Genomic DNA, 21,175 nt, shown 5'->3' on the forward strand with positions numbered 1-21,175 from the left:
AAATGAGTGCAAAAAAAGAAAGAGTAGATGTACTATTAGTAGAGCGAGGGCTTATAGAAACACGTGAGAAAGCGAAACGTGCTATTATGGCTGGACTCGTATATGCGAATGAGATGAGACTCGATAAGCCAGGAGAGAAGATCCCACAAGATACAGAGATTACGGTAAAGGGACAAGTTATGCCGTATGTAAGCCGTGGTGGTTATAAACTTGAAAAGGCACTGGAGACATTTCATCTAGATTTACAAGATAAAGTTATGATAGATATTGGTTCATCAACTGGTGGCTTTACAGATTGTGCGCTTCAAAATGGAGCGAAACTATCTTATGCATTAGATGTAGGATATAATCAATTGGCGTGGAAATTGCGTCAAGATGAGCGTGTTGTCGTAATGGAACGTACAAATTTCCGTTACGTGACACCAGCAGACTTAGAGCGTGGTTTACCACAATTTGCTAGTATAGATGTTTCATTTATATCATTAAAACTAATACTGCCAGTTTTAAAAACAATGCTTATGCTTAACGGTGATGTAGCAGCGTTAATTAAACCGCAGTTTGAAGCTGGAAGAGAGCAAGTTGGGAAAAAAGGCATTGTTCGTGATAGAAAAGTGCATGAAGCTGTCGTAGAAATGATTGTCGATTTTGCTTTAAAAGAAGGCTATGATGTAGAAGGGTTAACATTCTCACCGATTACGGGTGGAGACGGTAATATTGAATTCTTAATTCATTTAAAATGGCATGGTGAACGTGATGAGAGTGGCAAAAATCATTCTCCAATTTCTATTGAGCAAGTTGTTACAGAAGCGCATGACGTTCTAAAACAAAAAGGAAAAGGGGAATAACATATGTTGTTCCTCTTTTTGCTGTAATTGTATAATGATTGTAAAAACAATTGTGTACAAGTAACGAATTATAAGTTAACATAAATAAGTGAAGTATACCAATGTTTAAACTATGGTAAGAGATAGTGTGAGGTGCAAATGTATGAATAAAGGTCAGCGCCATATTAAAATCAGGGAAATTATTGCGAACAAAGAAATCGAAACACAAGATGAATTAGTTGATATTTTACGTAATGAGGGATTTAATGTAACGCAAGCAACAGTATCGCGCGATATTAAAGAACTGCACTTAGTGAAGGTGCCATTACATGATGGTCGCTATAAATATAGCTTGCCAGCAGATCAACGGTTTAACCCGTTACAAAAATTAAAACGAAATCTAGTGGATTCATTTGTAAAATTAGACACGGCAGGACATATGCTTGTGCTAAAAACATTGCCTGGTAACGCTCATTCACTTGGAGCACTTATTGATCATTTAGAGTGGGATGAGATCATCGGAACCATCTGTGGTGATGATACTTGCCTAATTATTTGCCGTACACCTGAGGATACAGGTGTTGTCTCTGATCGTTTCTTAAATATGTTGTAACAAAAAAATCTTGTTTGCTTTCCTCTGTAAAGTGGAAAGTGAACAGGATTTTTTTAGCGGTTAAAAATGTGAATTTTTAATTGTAATATAATATTTTGTTTGAATAAAATTAGAAAATAGGTGGATTGACCCGTAAAACGAATGTTTGGTACAATGGAGCGGGTTAGAAGAGTACATACAAACATATAGTATGACTATTTGAATAAAGAACTGAAAAAAGCCCTTAGTAGGGGATTAGTTTATAACGAGGTGAATGGGGCATTGTTATCGGAATTATCGATTAGAAACTTTGCTATTATTGAGGCATTAAATATTTCTTTTCAAAAAGGTTTAACAGTTTTAAGTGGTGAAACAGGAGCTGGAAAATCGATTATTATTGATGCGATTAGTTTACTTGTAGGTGGCCGTGGTTCAGCGGAATTTGTTCGATACGGAACAGAAAAAGCTGAGATAGAAGGGTTATTTTATGTGGAAGACGACAAGCATCCATGTATTGAAAAGGCAGAAGAGTTAGATATAGAAATAGAAGACGGCATGATTATTTTAAAGCGTGATATTGCTGCAAACGGAAAGAGTGTATGTCGTGTAAATGGGAAACTTGTCACCCTTAGTATATTAAAAGAGATTGGCAAAACGCTTGTTGATATTCATGGACAGCACGAAACGCAAGACTTAATGAATGAAGAGCGACATCTGTTTATGCTCGATCATTTTGATGGGGAGCGTATTGTTAAACAGTTGGATATATATCAAAATGTATACGCTGACTATGAGAAATTAAAAAAACAATTGAAATCGTTAAGTGAAAATGAACAACAAATGGCACATCGCTTAGATTTAATTCAATTTCAGCATGAAGAAATCCGTAAGGCTGATTTAAAGATGGATGAAGAAAATGAATTAACTGAGGAACGATTGCAAATTTCTAATTTTGAAAAGATTTATAAAGCGTTAGGTGATGCATATCGTTCGTTAAGTGCTGACGGACAAGGATTAGATAATGTAAGAAGTGCAATGGGACAAATGGAGAGTATTACACATTTAGATGAAGTATATCAAGAAAATCATGATTCAATTGCAAATAGCTATTACTTATTAGAAGAAGTTGCGTATCAACTTAGAGAAAATCTCGATATGATGGAATATGATCCGAATCGTCTAGATGAAATTGAAACACGTTTAAATGAAATTCGTATGCTAAAGAGAAAATATGGAAATAATGTAGAAGAGATTTTAGCGTATGCTGATAAAATTGAGCAAGAAATTTTTACGATTGAAAATAAAGACGTTCATATTGAAGCGACGAAGAAGCAGTTAAAGGAATTAGAAAGTGTTATTCTGAAAGAAGCAACGTTGTTAAGTAATATGCGTCATGAACTTGCAGAGCATCTTACAAATGCTATTCATCAAGAATTAAAAGAACTATATATGGAAAAAACGAAATTTGAAGTGAGAATCATGAAGAGAGAAGGAAATGCAGAAGAACCTCTTGTGGAAGGCGCACCGGTGCGCCTTACGGCGGACGGCTATGATCACGTGGAGTTTTATATTTCAACGAATCCCGGTGAACCGTTAAAACCACTTTCAAAGGTCGCTTCTGGTGGAGAGTTATCTCGTATTATTTTAGCTTTAAAAAGTATTTTTTCTAAACATCAAGGTATTGCATCTGTTATTTTTGATGAAGTGGATACTGGTGTGAGTGGTCGAGTTGCACAGGCTATTGCGGAAAAAATTTATCGTGTATCAGTAAACTCACAAGTGCTTTGTATTACGCACTTACCTCAAGTAGCTTCAATGGCGGATTCGCATTTATTTATTCGAAAACAGGTAGCGAATGATCGGACAATTACATCAGTTACCGTTTTAACTATGGAGGATAAAGTAACAGAAATAGCTCGAATGATTTCTGGTGTGGAAATTACAGATTTAACGACAGAACATGCGAAAGAGTTACTTACGCAAGCGCATCATTTTAAACAGACAGCAGAGGCTATCCAGTAATGGATAGCTTTTTTTCTCAAATGAAGATTTCTTAATTCTTCCGGTTATAAATAAAGCACTGCAAGGAGAGATTAAAAAGTGAAGCCAAGAGGCTGAATGTGGGGTAGGAGCGAGGAGAGTGAACAAATTGAAATTAGAAAGATTTCGAAAAATAATAGGTCTTTGTCTCCTTGTTTCTTTAGTTTTTATTGGATGTTTTAAGCCGCTTCGGACGTTTATTTCATCCCCGAAGCAACTTGTTGTTTTTGAAGGACAACAATCAGAAATAGCTTCATTACCAGTTTTTAAAGCTTCATCTACAAATAGCCATGTATTTACAGTGAGTTCGAATGAACAAAAACAAGGACTTATGGTAAATTCTCATCAAAATGGTGAAGCGGACATGGTGTTCCAAATCGCTGGTTTTCCAGTAAAAAAAGTAAATGTGAAAGTATTAAAAGATTTTAAAGTTATTCCAGGTGGACAATCAATTGGTGTGAAATTAAACACAAAAGGTGTACTTGTTGTAGGCCATCATTTAATTCAAACTGAAAAAGGTAAAATATCTCCTGGTGAAACAGCTGGTGTGCAAATTGGAGATATGATTACTGAAATTAATGGTAAAACAATTGAAAGAATGAGTGATGTCGCACCATTTATTCATAGTAGTGGTGAAACAGGTGAACCACTTAACCTTGTTTTGTTAAGAGATGGAAAATACATTCGCACGAAATTAACACCACAAAAAGACAGTGGGGAATCGTCTTATCGTATTGGCTTATATATTCGTGATTCGGCAGCTGGAATCGGAACAATGACATTTGTTCATCCAGATTCTATGAAATACGGAGCACTGGGTCATGTCATTTCTGATAATGATACGAAAAAGCCGATTCAAGTTGAAGATGGACAAATTATGCGTTCGACAGTTACATCGATTGAAAGAGGTAGTCATGGGAATCCAGGAGAGAAGTTAGCAAGGTTCTCACCAGATCGTGAAGTGATTGGCAATATTACAATAAATAGTCCGTATGGTATTTTTGGAAAATTAAATACAAATATGACAAACGGCGTAATGGATAAAGCAATGCCTATCGCATTATCTCATCAAGTAAAAGAAGGACCGGCAAAAATATTAACAGTTATTGATCAAGATAAAGTAGAAGCATTTGATATTGAAGTTGTTAGTACGGTACCGCAAAAATTTCCAGCTACAAAAGGTATGGTAATAAAAGTAACAGATAAGCGTTTATTAGCAAAAACAGGTGGTATCGTACAAGGGATGAGTGGAAGTCCAATTGTACAAAACGGGAAAGTAATCGGAGCCGTTACACATGTATTTGTCAATGATCCAACATCAGGGTACGGTGTTCATATTGAATGGATGTTACATGAGGCTGGAATTAATATTTATGATCAAGAAAAAAAAGCGAGCTAATTTATTCATTAGCTCGCTTTTCTATTGAAAAATTCGTTGAAATTTTGTAAAAGCTCCGCAAGAGATGTTTTTTGTTGTAAAATATAAGCAAAGGGTTGAACGTTTCGTTGTATTTCTATGATGGAATGTGTTGCGAAAGGGAATAAATGAACGATAAACATATTTTTTTGTGATTTTATCGGAAAGTAACAAACTTTAAAAGGGAATTTTCACACAATTGTCGAACAATTCATGTAGCCTAGAAGGATACACATGTCGGAGAATCGATTCGGTAAGGGAGGAAAAGCTGTGGAGAAAATTAAAGTATGTCTTGTGGATGATAATAAAGAATTAGTATCAATGCTAGAGAGTTATGTAGCTGCTCAAGATGATATGGAAGTAATCGGTACTGCTTATAATGGTCAAGAGTGTTTAAACTTATTAACAGATAAGCAGCCTGATGTACTCGTTTTAGACATTATTATGCCACATTTAGATGGTTTAGCTGTACTAGAGAAAATGCGACATATTGAAAGGTTAAGACAGCCTAGCGTAATTATGTTAACAGCATTTGGACAAGAAGATGTGACGAAAAAAGCAGTTGACCTAGGTGCTTCATATTTCATATTAAAACCATTTGATATGGAGAATTTAACTAGTCATATTCGTCAAGTGAGTGGCAAGGCAAATGCTACTATTAAACGTCCATTACCATCTTTCCGATCAGCAACAACAATAGATGGAAAACCGAAAAACTTAGATGCAAGTATTACGAGTATTATTCATGAAATTGGTGTACCTGCTCATATTAAAGGGTACATGTACTTACGAGAAGCGATTTCTATGGTGTACAATGATATCGAATTACTAGGGTCTATTACGAAAGTATTATATCCAGATATTGCAAAGAAATATAATACAACAGCGAGCCGTGTCGAGCGTGCAATCCGTCACGCGATTGAAGTAGCGTGGAGCCGTGGAAATATTGATTCTATTTCGTCCTTATTTGGTTATACAGTATCCATGTCAAAAGCAAAACCTACGAATTCTGAGTTTATCGCAATGGTTGCGGATAAGTTGAGACTTGAACATAAGGCTTCGTAAACGCTGTATTATCAAGATGTTAAGCGTATTTCATAACAACATTTAATAACCAACGAATTACGTATGTAAGCAATAAAGTACATAGGTAATTGGCGGTTAATTTAAAAACCTTCTATTTATTGGATTGAAATTTTGATTCCAATAGTTAGGAGGTTTTTTTTTTGTTGTATGAATAACTTTCAGATGAATGTTGAGAACTTTTTACTTCATTGCGATTCAAAGCATCTAAGTAGGAAAACAATTCGGTCATATGACCAAACATTGAAGTTATTTGCTTCATATTTAGAAAGAGAATTAAAGATTACAGATGTTGATAAGGTAAAACCCCTTCATATTCGGACGTATATTAAATATTTAAGGGAACGTGGTAAATACACATTTACATCTAATACAGCTAGTGAGCAAATTAATTATCCAACACGTAGAACTGATTATGGAAAGACCATTAGTGAAACAACGATTGCTAATTATCTTCGCAATATTAAGGTGTTTTTCAACTTTTTAGAAGCTGAAGAGGATATTGCTAAGAATCCAATATCCAATATTGAATCGATTAAGCCGCAACGGAAACAAAAGATATTGTTATCAGTAGATGAAATAAAGAAAGTGTGTTGTATTCAATTGATATAAGTACATTCCATGGGTTTAGAAGTTACGTCATGATTAAACTTATTTTAGATACAAGTATACGTGCAGGAGAATGTTGCAATATGCAAGCCGAAGACCTGGATATAAAAAATAAAAGTATTCTAATTACGAATCCGAAAAATAAGAAACAACGATATGTTTATTTTTCTAATATCATGGCTAACGATTTAAAGCGTTGGTTGAAGTATAGGGATAGATTTAGTGATGCAGAGTATTTGTTCCCTACGATAAGAGGAACAATGTTAAACGTTAATAATTTTGAAGCGAGTATTAGAAGTATTGGTAAAAAGGTAAGAGTACATTTCACACCTCACCAATTAAGAAATAACTTTGCAAAGTATTACATTCTTAATGGTGGTGATTGGTTTAGCTTGTCTAGGGTATTAGGTCATTCATCGGTAGAAGTAACGCAAAGGGCGTATTTAGATTTTACTGATGATGAGATTAAAAATAAATATCAACGTCATTCACCTCTAGCAAGTATGAAATTTTAAGTAAAAGAAAAAGTCTCCAGTTGCCGCTGGAGACTCAAAATTAAAAATCATGTTTTAAAACTAAATAACGGATATTCCGTACATTCAGCACTTGTATTATACCGTTTTTCAAAAATGGATAGCAAGGGGTGTGGTTTCTTATTGCCTTTTTTAGACGATTAGTGGCGTTGGTGTGCGGTAATTCCGAACGTGGAATTGCCTGATACCACGTATATAAAAACTGATAAGCCGTAATTCCGTACTGCCATATATTTAGCGGGAACTTTTTATGGCTTGGCTAGCTGTTAGTCGTGCAGGGGGTACAGAGTATACGCCTACAAAAACAGCACCCCTCACTGGATTCCTGTTCATCTGGTGAGGGTGAGTGAGAACTTGCCCAGGGACGATTCTCTAAAAGGTTCGGGTGGTTATCGTTAGCATTACGGTGCTAGGGAATGCATTCAGTTTGTCGTGTAGGGACGATATTACAAGGACAAGCATAGAAAAAGGGTGTATGCGGTGAAAATCGCTGAGTGAACGGGGTCTATACATACGGATACCTTATAAGTGACCGCATGGCGAAAACAAAGACGCTTATCCATCTATTTTGATTGATTATTTTTTTGTAGCCTTTCAAAGTAGCGGATAAATCTGCCTTCCAGCCGTGTTCCATAATCGTTCCCGCATGATAAAAACCCTCAAGACATTCAGTCAATATCACCATTAAAGAAAAGTGCTAGTTTATAGCGTTCCCCACTAATTAAGTTAAAATAAATTAACCAAATGAAGTGTAGAAACAATCTAAAGAATTAAGCACTATATAAAGAGTAGAGTATACGAGATAATGATATTTAAGACGCAAAGTAACGAATGGTCTTAAATATAGGAAATATGAATAGGAGAAAGAATATGAGGGATAAACTAGAACAGCTTTTAGTATCTGAGGAGATTTTACCATTAAGTTCTTCTAAATGGTCAGTGTTTCAGGTGGATTTTAAGAAGGAATGTAAGGAAGTAACACATAAAATAATAAATGACAATGTACCTAGTAATGTTATTGGAGTGTATGTAATTCAAAATGGTAATGGAGAAGTATTGTATGTGGGACAAGGGAAAGTAAAAGAAAGAATTAAGCGACATTATAAAAAGCTATTTGCTTCTATCCCTAGTTATAGGCAACAATTCTTCCAAGAAAAAGAGGGGACGATGAATATATATTGGGCGGCATTTGAAAGGGATAGGCTTGTAGTAGAAACCTTGTTGCAGCTTGTCTTAAATCCTGCATTTGAAGCATATAAAAATGAGAGAAAAAATTAAAAGTATAATAAGACTGTGGGACTGGTTCTATATAGTTCGTTCAAAGAAAAATAGAGACATACAAGGCAGAAGCATGAAATGATGAGTAATTGCCTAGATAAGCACGTTAGAATATACAGCGATGTGTTAGGCGGAAATTTCTAGTACGTTTAAAATACACTTGACGAAGAGGGAAACATAAATCCTTGTCATACATAGTGTGAAATGAAAAATGATTCTAAAGTATACCTGTAAATGACATGTTTGTCACACACATTGATATAGGGGGATTTATGATATACCGCATACTTTATTGTGTGTGGTTTTTTGTTTCTTCTTAAACTCATTCCCCTTTAAGTTGTGCTTTTGGTAAGTAGCCCCTATGTCATGTGGTGTAGGGGTTATTTTTCGTATTAGCAGAAGGGGAAGGAACTAATGAAACTACCTACAAAGGGGGATTTAATAATGATTGGAAATGAATATAAAAACTTAAAATATAAGCCAGAGATAAAGCCCCATATGTTAAAGTGGGTTCGTTTGAGTAGGAACCTGACTCAATCTGATGTAGCTGCAAAGTTATCTGTAAGTCAAAAAATGGTTAGTGACTACGAGAACGGCAAAGTCACAGATTTTAGTCCACTGGTTTATTCAAAAGTATGTGAATTACTGAGGGCATATAGAGTCGATAGATTTGAGATTGATTCATACAGGGAACTTATGGAAATTAAACAACGTAGAAATTACCGAGTGTAATTATGAAAGGGGCATTAAATAAATGATTGGGATTGATATAAATAGCCTTCCATATGTTCCAATGGTAACGCCAGCTATGTTGCCATATATTCGTACACGTATAGGACTAACACGGCAAGAACTAGCGGCACGCATAGGAATTAACTTAGATGAGTTTTACGAGTATGAGAAGGGCAGTAAACTATTTTCACCTAATGTTCATTCAAGGCTTTTAACCGTGCTAAGTGAAAAGGGCGTAAGTCAAATTGAAATGGATGTGTATAAGAAACTAACAGGGGGAATTAACTAATGGAAAAACTGAAGGACACAAGTAAATTATTCACGGTAAATAAAGAAGCGTTTGAAGAAATAGCAGCGGAATTAAAGTTCTTTAAAAATAGCGAAAAGGTTTACAAAAACTATGAAAAAGAAGTTGCTAAAATTGAAGAACAGAAGGCACAGCTTGAAACTGAATTAACACAATTAATGACTGAACAGGTAAAGCTTGTTAAGGAATTAGAATTATTTAAAGGTGATGTTTCACAAGTCGTGTACCTACGTAGGGAAATGAAAAATACTGTGGAAGAAATTGAAATTGTACAGCAAGTTCTAAAAGAAGTAGAGGAACGCTTTTCTGAATTGAAAGTAAAATACTTCCCTGAATTTGAAGAAGCTATGAAAAAAGATAATGCTGAAATACAGAAGATTGATTTTACACCCTTTGTCAATAATGTGCTTTGCAAAATGCTAGAAAGCGTGTCAATTGTAGGGAAAGAATTTGCTAAACAAAAAGTAGAAGCAGATAAGTTTAGACAAGCTACATGGGACGAAGCTGTAAATCGAAAATATATCAACCGTCCTAATATGATTAACAGCACATATAATTACACTTCTATGCGTTACGATTTTCCTTCTTATCCATCTCAAGTTTTAGCTAATGATACGCTTAGAGAATTAGAAAGATTAACTTCTGGTATGTCAACATTCATAAACAAAGATAATTAGTATAAAGTACTGTAATCTCACTTTAATTAGAAGGGATTGCAGTATTTTTTATATAGATTTGTAATATTAGCCCATTAGAAGGCATTTGACAGAACTTCTGAGATTAGGTTAACAAGTAGGTGAAATAGCACAGCTTGCCTGTGTGATAAATTGTGAATGCTGAAAATCTTTTTTTGAGGTGGTGATAGCTGTCCAGCTCTTGTTACATATACGTTTGTGGGTATTTTTTGTCCTGTATGGCTTAGTAGGAAACCACAAGTATTATCCCTTGTAGTTCCTGAAGAGAATTTAAAGACCAGTTATGAAATAGAACTAGGAAACTCCTTTTTGTTCTCTGTATTCTTTTAGTCGTCTTTTAAATGTGGCTAAACTACACCCCGCAAATTCCGCCCATTCAGGCTGGGCCATTTTCCCCTTTTCTACTTGGTGGATAGCATGTAATAAAGCACTCTAACACCTCCACGCAGTTGCTAAATAAATAATCTGCATAATTACCTTGTACTATACCGCCGTTTGTGTAGTAGGTATGTACAAAGGTGTACCTTATATACCAAGCCCACCTAAAGTACCATCTAGCACAGCAGCAGTATCACACTATTCCCAGTCACTATACTGCAATCACACTATGTAGGGGACAAGGGCATAGCGAGGATAATGGGCAAGGCAGGTGTGCAGTACGCATAGGTATAGTTACACAGTAATACATACAAATACATACATAGTACAAGACAATATACAAACATGTAATAAGTAAATATGAAGTCAGACCGAAGCCGCTATTTGAAGGTGTTAGTTGGGTTAGAGTGAACGGTAGGTAATTCATATATTCTTTATTTTGAAGGAAGGGGTGCAAGGGGGAAGTCACCTTAATATATACCTCATCTGATGTCTGAAACAAATATGCACCATTTTTCTAAACTTGGGTAAGGGTATAACAAGAATTTCATCTTTGTAAATAGCTATTCTCTTTAAAAAAATTTTGCGACGGGACTAAAAACCTCGGACTGGTAAGCGGTTTATATATTGGATATAATAAAATTATTACTACTTCTTTTAGTGGGGCATTTGTCACCTCCTACCGCTAAATATAACAAGTGCTAGCGGTATAGTAGATGGAAAGACGTATAGCAAAGGTCAAATTGCTGTACGTCTCTTTTTATGTCGTCTTAGCAATCTTTTCTAAATTATTACCAGTTGCTAGTAGAGATTAATAAAGATTGATAGTAATGAGAAAGGTTGGTTCAAGTTTTTTGTATTTCGCTTTTGATGATTCTTTTGAAAAATTACACAATATTTTTATTAACTCTAAATGGTTGAGGTTTTGGGAAAGTAAATACTTCTTTAGCTAAGAGATTTTCATCTTACTACCATTAAATTAAAAACAGCACTAGGAGTATAATGAACGGAAAGTTGTAAGGAAAAAGCATATGCCTTTTTATAGCATATTGAAAAATTGAATAAAGCATTAGAAAAAAGTAAATGAGTTTAAAAGAAAAATATATAAAGGGATAATTATGTGAAATGGAAGGTGGGGGTTATAACAATGATAAATAAAATTATAGTTACTTTAATACAGGAAAGGGTAGCTGACACATTCGGCTACCCAGTATACAGGCTTGATAATGCAGAATTGTTAAATAAGGAAGTATTCACGGAACTACTATATGAAATGGAATACAAAGACCATTCCTTCTTTATGGACGATATAATAGTAGAAGCAGCAAAGGTAGGTATGACGGCTGAAGAAGTCCTATATACTCTTACAGAAGTGTGTAATGCTTATAAGGATATAATAGACATACTTGAACATGCCCCTGAACTACATAAGCAAAAGTTAATAGATACGTTCTATAGTTATATTAATGACGGGCTACAAACGGAAACGAAGGCACTTATAAATTAAGGGCACCTTAACGGGTGTCTTTTTATTATTACTTAAACTGGCCGTTTCTTTAAATAAGTTTAATATACTTCAATTATCTTTATTAAACTTTAATTGCCTTTCCTTGTTGTATAAGTGAAATGCGTAACCTACTTTATTTGTATTTAATTTTAAAGCGGGTGCTTTATTAAGCTTTATTTATGAAGTGCAGTTATGTAGTGAAAATAAAGTGATTTAAAGAAATTTAAACCTATATAAAGTTAATTAAATTGAAATATAGAATATGGAACAATAAAAAAAAGCCATACAAGTAGTATGACTTTCTTTATGAAACAGTTAAGCTTTTGGTGCAGGTGTGTCACCTTTATTATAAGTTGGCGAACCAGTATTACCATCAGCTATACCCCAAGGTTCTCCGTGTGTGTAAGATGGAGACCAACCTTCTCCATGTGTATATTCAGGAGAACCACCAGTATGACCGTGACTATACGATAAGTCAGGTCTTTGTGGTGCAGGTGTGTCACCCTCAGCCATTGCTAAGAAACTAAATGCCGTAACCGATAATAGTAGTACTGTTTTAAGCTTTTTCATTATACTAACGCCCCTTTTTCTTCATATTTCTTTCTTGCTTCATTACTCATGTAAAAATACCTACTTGCCTTCTTTTCGTTTGCTTCCTTATAAAACATAGTTGCTAATATTTCCGTGTATTCTTGTACGCAACGTGTTAAATTTTCTGCTTCGAAGTAGGAAATTCCTTCTAAAACAACACTTTCCAACGTTAGAGAATCAGAACCATTATTCATTTCCTTCAAGATATTAAAGCGATGTACGTATTCCTTATTTTCTATCTTAGTACAAGCTGCAAGCCCTTTTTCAATGAGTGTATCAACCTTGTTGTGTTCACCCAATTTATAATATTCCCTAGCCTGTAAGAATATAGCTTTATAATGGTTTGGAAGGTGTTCTGTAACTTCTGATAAATGACGGATAGCTAAATCTGAAAGGTTTTGATTTGCGTATAACCAGCCTAAATTATTTCTAATACGTAACAGTAGTTCCGTGTTATTAATCTTTTTAACAATATCAATAGCTTTATTTAAGTGTTCTTCTGCTTGTTCAAATTGTCTTATCTGTATACATGCTAAGCCTAGGACGTTTTCACATAAAGCAATGTTAATGTTATAACAGTTAGTTTTGCTGAAAAAGTCTTTTGCTTTGTTAGCATATGAAATAGATGGTAGGGGTTTATAAGTTTGGTAATAGAAAGATGCCAACCTATAATTAAATTCTGCTTCTTCTACTTCATTCAGTGTGTACATTAAAAGTTTCTCTGCTTTTCCGAAGTATTCATTTGCTTCATTATAGTCTGCAAGAATTGTGCTGTGAATAGCTTTGAAGAAGTGATAATAATAGGATAAAAAACTGCTATCAGGTATATCAAAAGAGTTAATTTCATTAAAGCTATCTTTTGTAATATTAAGTCCATCGGTTAGTACTTTATATCTAAAGTCTAATAATGAATAGTATAATAATAAATTTTTATCTTTTTTTATACTGGAAAGCTTATCTTCAACTTCTTGTTTTAAGTTTGTTGCTTGTATATTTTGGTATTGTAGTATAGCTTGATACCAGTCATTAAGTAACTTTGTAACTTGTTCATTCCCCTTCACTGGAACGTGCATGTAACCCCTTCCTTTTCTGAATAGTCTTACATTAAATGATAACAAGAATAGAATATAATGGAAATTGAATTTCGATATTTCTCAACATTTGTTTAACAATTTTATTTTCAATTATATAACTAATCGTATTAATTCTACCTGTTTAGTAAATTCAAATACTTGGTACAGTGAAAAAATTCTACATGGTATAATTTTCTTGTGAAATACTGTATAAAGAAGGAAGGGCAAGGCATGAGTTTAAACATGTATCTAGGAGAAGTACAACGCCAAACTCAAAGTATGAATGCTGTATGCAACGCTACCATTCAAGGTATGGAACAAGTCATTCAGTCGATTGACACCTTTGCAATTGATACTGTTCTACAAGGACAAACTTATAGCAGTGCAAAATCATTTTTTGTACAAACCTTTCGTCCTTTAGCATATGGAATCATTTATCTGTGTGAAGAGTTAATTCGTCAGAATGATGCTTTTCCAAGTCAATTTCAATCACAAGTCGCTTCCACAGATGTAATCGAACAAGAAATATTAGAACAAATTCGAGAAATTGACCGAATGAAAGCAAGTATGGAAGCCATCAGTCAAGCTATGCCAATCCCAGGTATGGACGCTATGGCGAATCTTTTTACTGTCATGAGGAAAAAACTGCAAGAAAAATTAGAACATCTATATGAATTTAATTATACTTCTAGTAATAATTATGATACTGCACTCCAACTAGCCGCTAGCATTGCGACAGGTTTAGCAGAGGTACAAAGTGGAAAAGGCTTTAGTCCTGCGAGTGGTACATTTAGTACACAAGGGTTGAATATGGAGTGGACAACTGCTATTCAAGCGATTGGAGAAGATAGGTCACGCCAAGCTAGCAATCTTCTAAATGACAATTTATCAGATGATAATATCGAAGAACAGGCAATGTATGATGATACCTCCCTTGAAAAATCTATGCTTAGAAAAGTTTGGGACGGTATATACGTTGGTTCTGGGCAAGTTATCGGAGAGATTGTAGAAGGATTCAATTCACTAGACGATACAGTAACAAAAGAAAATATCAAGTATGCTATAGGTCACCCTCTAGAGACGGCATATACTATGTATAATACTTTTTCGGATTCATTTATGAATGATGTTTGGCATGGTGATGCGGAAAGTCGTACAAAATGGGGAACAAGTATTTTTATGGAATTTGGGTTAGGATGGATTGGGGATAAAGGGATAAGCAATGTAGGGAAAGTAACTACACTCGGTGAAGGTGTAAATCTAGCAAAGTTTTCTACAGGAATCTCTTCTGCTCCGAATAAATTACCGTTGACAGAACGCTTTGCATTCGCAGGTGCTAGTGGCTTTGGAAGTGCAAAGAGAAAAGCTTCTGAAATGTTACAAGAAGCCCGTGATACATTTATGTTTTCCAAAACTGGTGGAAGAAGTAGGGTCAAAGATGTTCAAGAAGTAATAAAGGAATATGCAGATAAAGTTCTTGATAGAGTAGATGTGAAAAATGATTATCCCGATTCGTATACAGCATCTCAAAAATTGCGTGCAGAACTTAAAGAAGCAGGGATTGAACTACCACCGTATCCTAATGCGGCACATCATATTGTACCTTGGAATGATGGTAGGGCTGTGGAAGTACAGGAATTATTAAAAGAGATTGGAATACACCATGATGCTGCTGTCAATGGGGTATTTTTACCGTATAAAGTGAATGATTATGTGACCACTGAAGTATTGCATATAGGTAGCCATTCTAAAGAGTATATAAGAGAAGTAACAGAACGACTCAATAGTGTTGTGGAAATGGGTGGTACTCAAGCTGATGTAGCTGAAGTTTTACACAAAATAAGACAAGATTTATTAGAAGGTAAGATAAGATTAAATGAACCAAAGAAATAACTATATGTCAATAAATGGTGAAGGAGAATATACATATGAAGATTTGGCAATTAAAAAGTTCAACTAGTGATTATCAAACTTTTCAATTATTAAATTATGAAGAGGACAAAAAATATTTTAAAAATGATTTTAACTCTACAGTGAGTTTGTCAGATTCATGGACAGTTAAATTTATTGAGATTATAGATGAAGGGTATCAAAGTGATTGTCCTATTTTTTGGGGGAAATCTGGTGTACAAATAATTAGTGAGAAAGCTAAAGGAGTATTAGAACCCTTAGTAGGCAATAATGTTGAATTTTTACCATTAATTCATAAAACAACAAACGAAAAGTACTATGCTATTCACGTTTTATGTGTGTTAGATGCACTTGATATTAATAATACAATATTTGAAAAATTAAGTTCAGGTTTAATAATAGGCTGTGAAAAATTTGTATTTATTCCTAGTGTTGTTCAAAATGAAATGTTTTTTAAATTGTATATAAATGGAAAGATTCACCCGAACTATATTTTGGTAGCAGATGAATTTAGAAATGCAGTTTTAGAAAGTGATTTAAAAGGTTTTGAATTTGTAGAGATATGGGATTCAGAAGCAAATATGTAGTTAAATTGACTTTCAAAAGCTGACAGACATTATAAAAAAGCAGAACCTCAGCTTTCATCAGGTTCTGCTTTTTTGCTACCTACTACCTCACATATACATAGGCTTCATTTGCTGTTACATAGTATGTTTTGCCATTGTAAATGGTAAATTAAATAAACCGAAGAAGGAATAATTTTATTTATGTTAGAAAAATAGTAAAGGAGAAAAAAGATGAAAATTTGGCAATTAAAAAGTTTATTTGATAACTATAAATCTTTTCAACTATTAAATTTGAAAGAAGACCGTAAAAAATATTTCGATGAAAAAATTGATTTGGCAATAAAGCTATCTGATTCATGGGGAGAAATTCTTGTTGAATGTGTAGAAGGAGATAATCATAGTGATTGTCCTATGTTCTGGTGGGAACTTGGCACGCCAATGTTTAGTAGAAAAGCAAAAGAGGTATTAGAACCTCTAATTTGTAATAATGTTGAGTTCCTTCCGCTAACACATGATGTTACAGGTGAAGTTTATTACCTAATAAACGTTTTAAATACAATTGATGCAATTGACTACAATAAAGCAGCTTTTGAAAAACTAAGTACAGGATTAATAATAGGTTTCGAAAAATACGCATTTTTGCCTAATATAGTTGAAGGGCAGATAATATTTAAAACCTATTTAAATCAAAGATTACACTCCTCTACTGTTTTAGTGTCTGACGAATTTAGAAATGTAGTTTTAGAGAGTGATTTAAAAGGCTTTGAATTTGTAGAGGTATGGGATTCAAAAGCGGACATGTAAAAGAAAGTCCTTAAAATAACTGATAGGAGTTAACAGCATAGACACAAAAGTTTCAGAAATCCTAAGAATGTTAGACAATTATGAGGGAAATGAGAAAGAAATTTTTGAACAGATTCAAGCTGAAGCAATGGTGAAATATATATGTGGAAAAATCTGATTTTAGAAATTGAAAAAATAGAGAAAAGTTTTAATGATAAACTGAGTACGCCAGCAACAGATAGCGAAGTTCAGAAATTAAGAGAACATGCAAAAGAGAAATTTAATGTTGATTTACCGAGTGAATACGAAGAGTTTCTTAAAATTATAAATGGTTTAGATTTTAATGGGCTGGTACTTTACGGAGTTGATTCTCCTTTACTAGAAACAGAAAAAGATGAACAAATTTGCGGCTTTATAGACACGAATGAGATTTGGTATGAAAATGAATTTCAAAAAGAGTATCTTTTCTTTGGGGATTCAAATATTGCGTGGTTTTGCAAAAACTTATCAGACAGTACTTATCTAGAACTCGATAAACCATCTGGCACAGTGATGAACACATATAATGATTTCAATACAATGCTTGGGGAAGCATTGAAAACAGCCCTTCTGTAATAAGGAGGTAATTAAAACGTGTTTAATTTTTTGAAAAAACACATTGTAGCAGACGAGAGTATTAAATCTAATCAAACACCTATTTTTTATCCTTTACCAAAAGAAGAGATAGCAGAAGCAGAAGATTTGTTGAAAATGCAATTCCCAAAAGAATTAAAACGTTTCTATGAGGAAATTGGCTATGGATTTTTAAAGATTAATAAGACTCTTATTAACAGATTCATGGACCCATCTTCTGTTGCAGATTTTCGTTTAAGACAAGATATTTATGAATATAATCCTAATTTCGACGATTTCGATGATGAAGAATCACTAGTATTTTTTGAAGTATCAGAGATTAGCTTTTTAACAATTAAATTTAAGCAGGAAAATGAATTAGGTCAATGTCCTAAATATTATGGTTCAACGAAAATAGAGGATTCTTTAGAAGAATTTTTAATAAAAATGGAAGAAAATCCTGATTATTATATTTAATAGATATCAATTCTATTTTGTAGAGTCGGACATTATTGGTTCATCATTTTAAGAATTGTTTTCTAGCTTATGTGATTGCGAAGGCAAATAATAATTAATTATGAGTAACAAAAGTAAGACTTATGCGTAATTCACATAAGTCTTTTTAATATTACCCCACAGTTAAGAGGAAGTTTTTATTGTTTTTGTAGTAATTAATTTGTGCTATATAGAAGGCTAGGTGTCATTATTGTAAGTACTAAAACATATAATAAGGAAGAAAGGTGTCTATTATTGGCACTATTCAAACGTACTAACTTAGATAAAACCGAACTATTGTTACTATATATTATGAAAGAATTAGAATCGGATAAAGCACCTGTGAAGTTATCATATAACCAATAAGACTATTTACGTGCGAACCGTAATACAACAAAAGCAATAAAAGGACTGAAAGAACAAGGGTTACTATCTGTTATAGTAGGACAAGGGAAAGCTTCTAACACTTACTACCTTACATTAGAAACGGTGTATAAGTATAAAACATGAATTTGAATGGAGTTTATTTTTGATTTAATAAAATTATAGAATAAAGCAAAAAATTTCTTGTAGGAAATTGTAAGTGATTAACTATTATTCAGTTGCGAGGAAGTTGGATTCATCCTATGTTGAAATAAATTACTAATAAGTTATATATAAGTATTCAACAGGCTAAAAAATAATGTCTGAATATAATTGAAGGTACTTCAAATAGGTGGTGCAATTAAATTTAGATAAGCAATAGATTGTACACTTCTAACCAATAAATAGAAGCATTTAATGATAGTTATGAAATACAACACGCCTTGATATAGCGATGGTTATACAGTATCCATGTCAAAAGCAAAACCTACGAATTCTGAGTTTATCGCAATGGTTGCGGATAAGTTGAGACTTGAACATAAGGCTAGCTGAGAGTAGAAGTAGTAAAGGGTTTATTTTTTAGCAAAGCTGACGGGTTTTTGAAATCTATAATCAATATTAATTTTAAACAAATAAACTTTTCATCCGAAGACCAATGAATGTTATGATTCGTTGGTCTTTTTATTTTGTCACGAAAAAATGGAGTAGTAAGTTTGAATGTGTCAAAGTTTTTGAAATTAACGAAAGGGGGTTATTTGATTTTATGGAAAACAAAACCTCTTTTTAGTAATATTACATATAAGAAGAGGTTTTTTATGAAAGGATTACAAGGCACAGATAAGGGAAATAAAATATTAACATGGCTAGGAATAGTAGCAACTATCAGAGTTCTTGCTGTTGCAGTTACTTTTCAAATGTTAGGACTTGCAGATAATCTAGCAGATAAACATGCGAGTGCTGAAATAGATAAAAAAGAAGAATCAGCGGTAGTAGATGGTGTTCATCCTGCACTGATTATTAATCTTCACCAATCGAGCTTTTCGACCTAATGTCTTCGCAAAATTGTGAGTTGATTTAGTGAATGGATAGCGGAAGTTGTTTAAATATATGTAAAAAACCTTAAGAGAAAGCAGATTATACAGGTAATATAATACGTTGGTTTGACAGTGCAATTTTGATAACGTATCATTAATTGGGAAATGATGGAGATATAGGAGAATGAAAGAATGTCTGTAAAAAAAATAGTGAATCAATTTTATCCAATCATTGTTATGACGGTGTTTTTATCTGTATTTTCAATGATAGTAAGTAAATTTTTTATCCCGAAAATAATTTGGATGAGTGGAGAATTTCCTTATCCGACTGAAGAGTATACTGCGCGAAAAGTAGGCGTTGTTATAGTAGCGACACTTCTTTTATTTGGGCTTTTCTTTATGTATTATAAATGGGTTATTAATAAAATGAAAAGAACGTATACAAATGTCGTGATTGCCTTGGGTATAGTGGGTATTTTGACAGTAGAAATAATTATTACTTCTATAGCGTTTAACCCTGTTGTAGGAGATTATGCCATCCTTAAAGAAGGAATTGTCTCTGTGTTTAATGGAGATAATTATTTTTTAGAGATGGGACAGCTTTTATTTTATCCATATAATACACATATTGTATTATTAGGAGGGTACTTTGCCAAATTAATCGGAAGTGTAGATGTAGCAATGAAAATATTACCAATAGCATGTATAACAGGGAGTATTATTTTAAATGTATTGATTGTCAGGAAAATTACAAACTTTAAAGTTGCTCACATATCGATTGTATTGTCTGTACTAAATATTTTTATATATTGGCAGGCACCAGTTTTTTATACACACACATTAGTAATATTTTTCATTTCAGCAACGATGTATACGTATTTGCGTTTGAAAACGGCAGAAACAAAAAGAATGCAGGTTATTTTATGGGTTTTATTAGGAGTTTTTGCAGCTTGTACTTATATTATAAGACCGACAGCATTGGCCGTAGCGTTGGCGATTTTAATTGAAAATATTTTAAAGTTTCGTAAGAAATATTCTCTGAAGGTGTTAAGTAGTGTTGTATTTTGTTTAATTCTCATTATAAGTTTTAAAGGTATAACGACCAAACTGAATCTCAGTACCGATAATGAAATTGAAAAAATTCCATACACCCATTGGATAAAAATGGGCGTTAACAAAGATACGTATGGTGTCTGGAATCAGGCGGATTCAGATTATATTAATGATGAAAAGATGAAGAATACGAAGGACTTGAATGAACACAATAAAGAAGTTATAGTACAGCGATTTAATGAACTTGGCGTAATGGGTTATATAAAACATTTAAATGAAAAAATAACTAGAGAATGGGTATCGAGTCAATTTTCAATGTATCGTATTGGGGAATGGTTCCAGCAGAAAGATGAAACGGTCACAAATTTTGTATCGAACTATAAAGAAACGAAGTATAAAATGGTTACCATATATTCGTATATTTTTAAGTTATTTATCTATCTAGCTGTTTTAGCAGCAGTTATTTTTTATAAGCAGAAAGATGAAGCTGAATCAGAGGTTATACGGATCTCAATGGTTAGTATACTAGGAATACTTACTTTCTTGTTACTATGGGAAACGGCACCTCATTATACTTATGAGGCTTTTGCATTTATGAATATTCCGGCTTCTTTAGGATTGTATAAATTGTTTACGATTTTCAATAATAAAAAAATAGTTTAGATTAGTTGTTAAAACCCTATCTTGTAATAAGATGGG

Annotated in this window: 19 protein-coding genes and 4 pseudogenes; 20 read left to right on the forward strand and 3 right to left on the reverse strand. The window is 33.5% G+C overall.

Features of this window, described 5'->3' with window-relative positions; genetic code table 11:
• Window positions 1-2 precede the first annotated feature (2 nt).
• The 10 genes and pseudogenes from DPQ31_RS21850 to DPQ31_RS21895 all read left to right on the forward strand — a co-directional run bounded on the left by DPQ31_RS21850 (window position 3) and on the right by DPQ31_RS21895 (window position 10,092).
• Window positions 3-845: a TlyA family RNA methyltransferase gene (locus DPQ31_RS21850; protein WP_001274740.1), complete on the forward strand. Its 843-nt coding sequence runs from the start codon at window positions 3-5 to the stop codon at window positions 843-845.
• Window positions 846-987: 142 nt separating this feature from the next.
• Window positions 988-1,437 carry an arginine repressor ArgR gene (gene argR, locus DPQ31_RS21855; RefSeq protein ID WP_001032581.1) on the forward strand — a complete coding sequence of 150 codons (450 nt, stop codon included), beginning with the start codon at window positions 988-990 and terminating at the stop codon, window positions 1,435-1,437.
• A 261-nt stretch (window positions 1,438-1,698) separates the two neighbouring features.
• Window positions 1,699-3,438, forward strand: a complete 1,740-nt coding sequence (gene recN / locus DPQ31_RS21860; protein WP_043322351.1) for a DNA repair protein RecN — start codon at window positions 1,699-1,701, stop codon at window positions 3,436-3,438.
• A gap of 118 nt (window positions 3,439-3,556) precedes the next feature.
• Window positions 3,557-4,855: a SpoIVB peptidase gene (gene spoIVB / locus DPQ31_RS21865; RefSeq protein ID WP_002048975.1), complete on the forward strand. Its 1,299-nt coding sequence runs from the start codon at window positions 3,557-3,559 to the stop codon at window positions 4,853-4,855.
• A 288-nt stretch (window positions 4,856-5,143) separates the two neighbouring features.
• Entirely contained in the window at window positions 5,144-5,938 is a 795-nt protein-coding gene (spo0A, locus tag DPQ31_RS21870; RefSeq protein WP_000411416.1) for a sporulation transcription factor Spo0A, read from the forward strand.
• Between the two features lie 168 nt (window positions 5,939-6,106).
• A pseudogene (locus DPQ31_RS21875) lies at window positions 6,107-7,080 on the forward strand (tyrosine-type recombinase/integrase).
• Between the two features lie 888 nt (window positions 7,081-7,968).
• Window positions 7,969-8,376 (forward strand): GIY-YIG nuclease family protein, encoded by a 408-nt coding sequence (locus DPQ31_RS21880; RefSeq protein WP_173780788.1) that lies wholly within the window; start codon window positions 7,969-7,971, stop codon window positions 8,374-8,376.
• 444 nt (window positions 8,377-8,820) lie between these two features.
• The gene (locus DPQ31_RS21885; RefSeq protein ID WP_208732108.1) at window positions 8,821-9,108 is read left to right on the forward strand and encodes a helix-turn-helix domain-containing protein; all 288 of its coding nucleotides are present in this window, start codon (window positions 8,821-8,823) and stop codon (window positions 9,106-9,108) included.
• Window positions 9,109-9,130: 22 nt separating this feature from the next.
• Window positions 9,131-9,397 (forward strand): helix-turn-helix domain-containing protein, encoded by a 267-nt coding sequence (locus DPQ31_RS21890; protein ID WP_208730969.1) that lies wholly within the window; start codon window positions 9,131-9,133, stop codon window positions 9,395-9,397.
• Window positions 9,397-10,092, forward strand: a complete 696-nt coding sequence (locus DPQ31_RS21895; RefSeq protein WP_208730971.1) for a hypothetical protein — start codon at window positions 9,397-9,399, stop codon at window positions 10,090-10,092. Before DPQ31_RS21890 ends, DPQ31_RS21895 begins: the two co-directional genes overlap by 1 nt.
• Before the next feature lie 312 nt (window positions 10,093-10,404).
• On the opposite strand, the pseudogene DPQ31_RS29410 reads toward DPQ31_RS21895, so the two are convergent.
• Window positions 10,405-10,539, reverse strand: a pseudogene (locus tag DPQ31_RS29410) (recombinase family protein); the annotation flags it as partial.
• A 1,096-nt stretch (window positions 10,540-11,635) separates the two neighbouring features.
• Here DPQ31_RS29410 and DPQ31_RS21900 point away from each other — a divergent pair.
• Window positions 11,636-11,995, forward strand: a complete 360-nt coding sequence (locus DPQ31_RS21900; RefSeq protein WP_085450662.1) for a hypothetical protein — start codon at window positions 11,636-11,638, stop codon at window positions 11,993-11,995.
• Window positions 11,996-12,310: 315 nt separating this feature from the next.
• Here the strand turns inward: DPQ31_RS21900 and DPQ31_RS21905 are convergent, their stop codons facing one another.
• A complete protein-coding gene (locus DPQ31_RS21905; protein WP_000734398.1) occupies window positions 12,311-12,565 on the reverse strand; it encodes a DUF2790 domain-containing protein in 255 nt (84 codons plus the stop codon).
• Window positions 12,565-13,659 carry a Rap family tetratricopeptide repeat protein gene (locus tag DPQ31_RS21910; RefSeq protein ID WP_208730973.1) on the reverse strand — a complete coding sequence of 365 codons (1,095 nt, stop codon included), beginning with the start codon at window positions 13,657-13,659 and terminating at the stop codon, window positions 12,565-12,567. Before DPQ31_RS21910 ends, DPQ31_RS21905 begins: the two co-directional genes overlap by 1 nt.
• Before the next feature lie 231 nt (window positions 13,660-13,890).
• On the opposite strand from DPQ31_RS21910, the gene DPQ31_RS21915 reads away from it, so the two are divergent.
• The 9 genes and pseudogenes from DPQ31_RS21915 to DPQ31_RS21950 all read left to right on the forward strand — a co-directional run bounded on the left by DPQ31_RS21915 (window position 13,891) and on the right by DPQ31_RS21950 (window position 21,139).
• Entirely contained in the window at window positions 13,891-15,552 is a 1,662-nt protein-coding gene (locus DPQ31_RS21915; protein WP_208730975.1) for an AHH domain-containing protein, read from the forward strand.
• Window positions 15,553-15,587: 35 nt separating this feature from the next.
• A complete protein-coding gene (locus tag DPQ31_RS21920; RefSeq protein WP_070173760.1) occupies window positions 15,588-16,157 on the forward strand; it encodes an imm11 family protein in 570 nt (189 codons plus the stop codon).
• A gap of 210 nt (window positions 16,158-16,367) precedes the next feature.
• Window positions 16,368-16,940: an imm11 family protein gene (locus tag DPQ31_RS21925; RefSeq protein WP_208730978.1), complete on the forward strand. Its 573-nt coding sequence runs from the start codon at window positions 16,368-16,370 to the stop codon at window positions 16,938-16,940.
• Between the two features lie 141 nt (window positions 16,941-17,081).
• A complete protein-coding gene (locus DPQ31_RS21930; protein ID WP_173780794.1) occupies window positions 17,082-17,534 on the forward strand; it encodes a YrhA family protein in 453 nt (150 codons plus the stop codon).
• Window positions 17,535-17,552: 18 nt separating this feature from the next.
• The gene (locus DPQ31_RS21935; RefSeq protein WP_208730980.1) at window positions 17,553-18,008 is read left to right on the forward strand and encodes an SMI1/KNR4 family protein; all 456 of its coding nucleotides are present in this window, start codon (window positions 17,553-17,555) and stop codon (window positions 18,006-18,008) included.
• 273 nt (window positions 18,009-18,281) lie between these two features.
• A pseudogene (locus tag DPQ31_RS29415) lies at window positions 18,282-18,536 on the forward strand (GntR family transcriptional regulator).
• Window positions 18,537-18,845: 309 nt separating this feature from the next.
• A pseudogene (locus tag DPQ31_RS21940) lies at window positions 18,846-18,941 on the forward strand (sporulation initiation factor Spo0A C-terminal domain-containing protein); the annotation flags it as partial.
• 263 nt (window positions 18,942-19,204) lie between these two features.
• Window positions 19,205-19,438 carry a hypothetical protein gene (locus DPQ31_RS21945; RefSeq protein ID WP_261797528.1) on the forward strand — a complete coding sequence of 78 codons (234 nt, stop codon included), beginning with the start codon at window positions 19,205-19,207 and terminating at the stop codon, window positions 19,436-19,438.
• Window positions 19,439-19,615: 177 nt separating this feature from the next.
• Entirely contained in the window at window positions 19,616-21,139 is a 1,524-nt protein-coding gene (locus tag DPQ31_RS21950; RefSeq protein ID WP_208730985.1) for a glycosyltransferase family protein, read from the forward strand.
• The last annotated feature ends 36 nt before the right edge of the window (window positions 21,140-21,175 follow it).

Origin of the sequence: Bacillus sp. COPE52, from assembly GCF_003355115.1 — a bacterium.
In the GTDB taxonomy this organism is placed as follows: Bacteria; Bacillota; Bacilli; order Bacillales; family Bacillaceae_G; genus Bacillus_A; species Bacillus_A toyonensis.

What these genes read in the sequence shown, in the direction of transcription:
- DPQ31_RS21850 (WP_001274740.1), top strand. Translation starts at nt 3, where the DNA reads ATGAGTGCAAAAAAAGAAAGAGTAGATGTACTATTAGTAGAGCGAGGG.
- argR (WP_001032581.1), top strand. Translation starts at nt 988, where the DNA reads ATGAATAAAGGTCAGCGCCATATTAAAATCAGGGAAATTATTGCGAAC.
- DPQ31_RS21880 (WP_173780788.1), top strand. Translation starts at nt 7,969, where the DNA reads ATGAGGGATAAACTAGAACAGCTTTTAGTATCTGAGGAGATTTTACCA.
- DPQ31_RS21885 (WP_208732108.1), top strand. Translation starts at nt 8,821, where the DNA reads ATGATTGGAAATGAATATAAAAACTTAAAATATAAGCCAGAGATAAAG.
- DPQ31_RS21890 (WP_208730969.1), top strand. Translation starts at nt 9,131, where the DNA reads ATGATTGGGATTGATATAAATAGCCTTCCATATGTTCCAATGGTAACG.
- DPQ31_RS21895 (WP_208730971.1), top strand. Translation starts at nt 9,397, where the DNA reads ATGGAAAAACTGAAGGACACAAGTAAATTATTCACGGTAAATAAAGAA.
- DPQ31_RS21900 (WP_085450662.1), top strand. Translation starts at nt 11,636, where the DNA reads ATGATAAATAAAATTATAGTTACTTTAATACAGGAAAGGGTAGCTGAC.
- DPQ31_RS21905 (WP_000734398.1), bottom strand. Translation starts at nt 12,565, where the DNA reads ATGAAAAAGCTTAAAACAGTACTACTATTATCGGTTACGGCATTTAGT.
- DPQ31_RS21910 (WP_208730973.1), bottom strand. Translation starts at nt 13,659, where the DNA reads ATGCACGTTCCAGTGAAGGGGAATGAACAAGTTACAAAGTTACTTAAT.
- DPQ31_RS21915 (WP_208730975.1), top strand. Translation starts at nt 13,891, where the DNA reads ATGAGTTTAAACATGTATCTAGGAGAAGTACAACGCCAAACTCAAAGT.
- DPQ31_RS21920 (WP_070173760.1), top strand. Translation starts at nt 15,588, where the DNA reads ATGAAGATTTGGCAATTAAAAAGTTCAACTAGTGATTATCAAACTTTT.
- DPQ31_RS21925 (WP_208730978.1), top strand. Translation starts at nt 16,368, where the DNA reads ATGAAAATTTGGCAATTAAAAAGTTTATTTGATAACTATAAATCTTTT.
- DPQ31_RS21930 (WP_173780794.1), top strand. Translation starts at nt 17,082, where the DNA reads ATGTGGAAAAATCTGATTTTAGAAATTGAAAAAATAGAGAAAAGTTTT.
- DPQ31_RS21945 (WP_261797528.1), top strand. Translation starts at nt 19,205, where the DNA reads ATGAAAGGATTACAAGGCACAGATAAGGGAAATAAAATATTAACATGG.
- DPQ31_RS21950 (WP_208730985.1), top strand. Translation starts at nt 19,616, where the DNA reads ATGTCTGTAAAAAAAATAGTGAATCAATTTTATCCAATCATTGTTATG.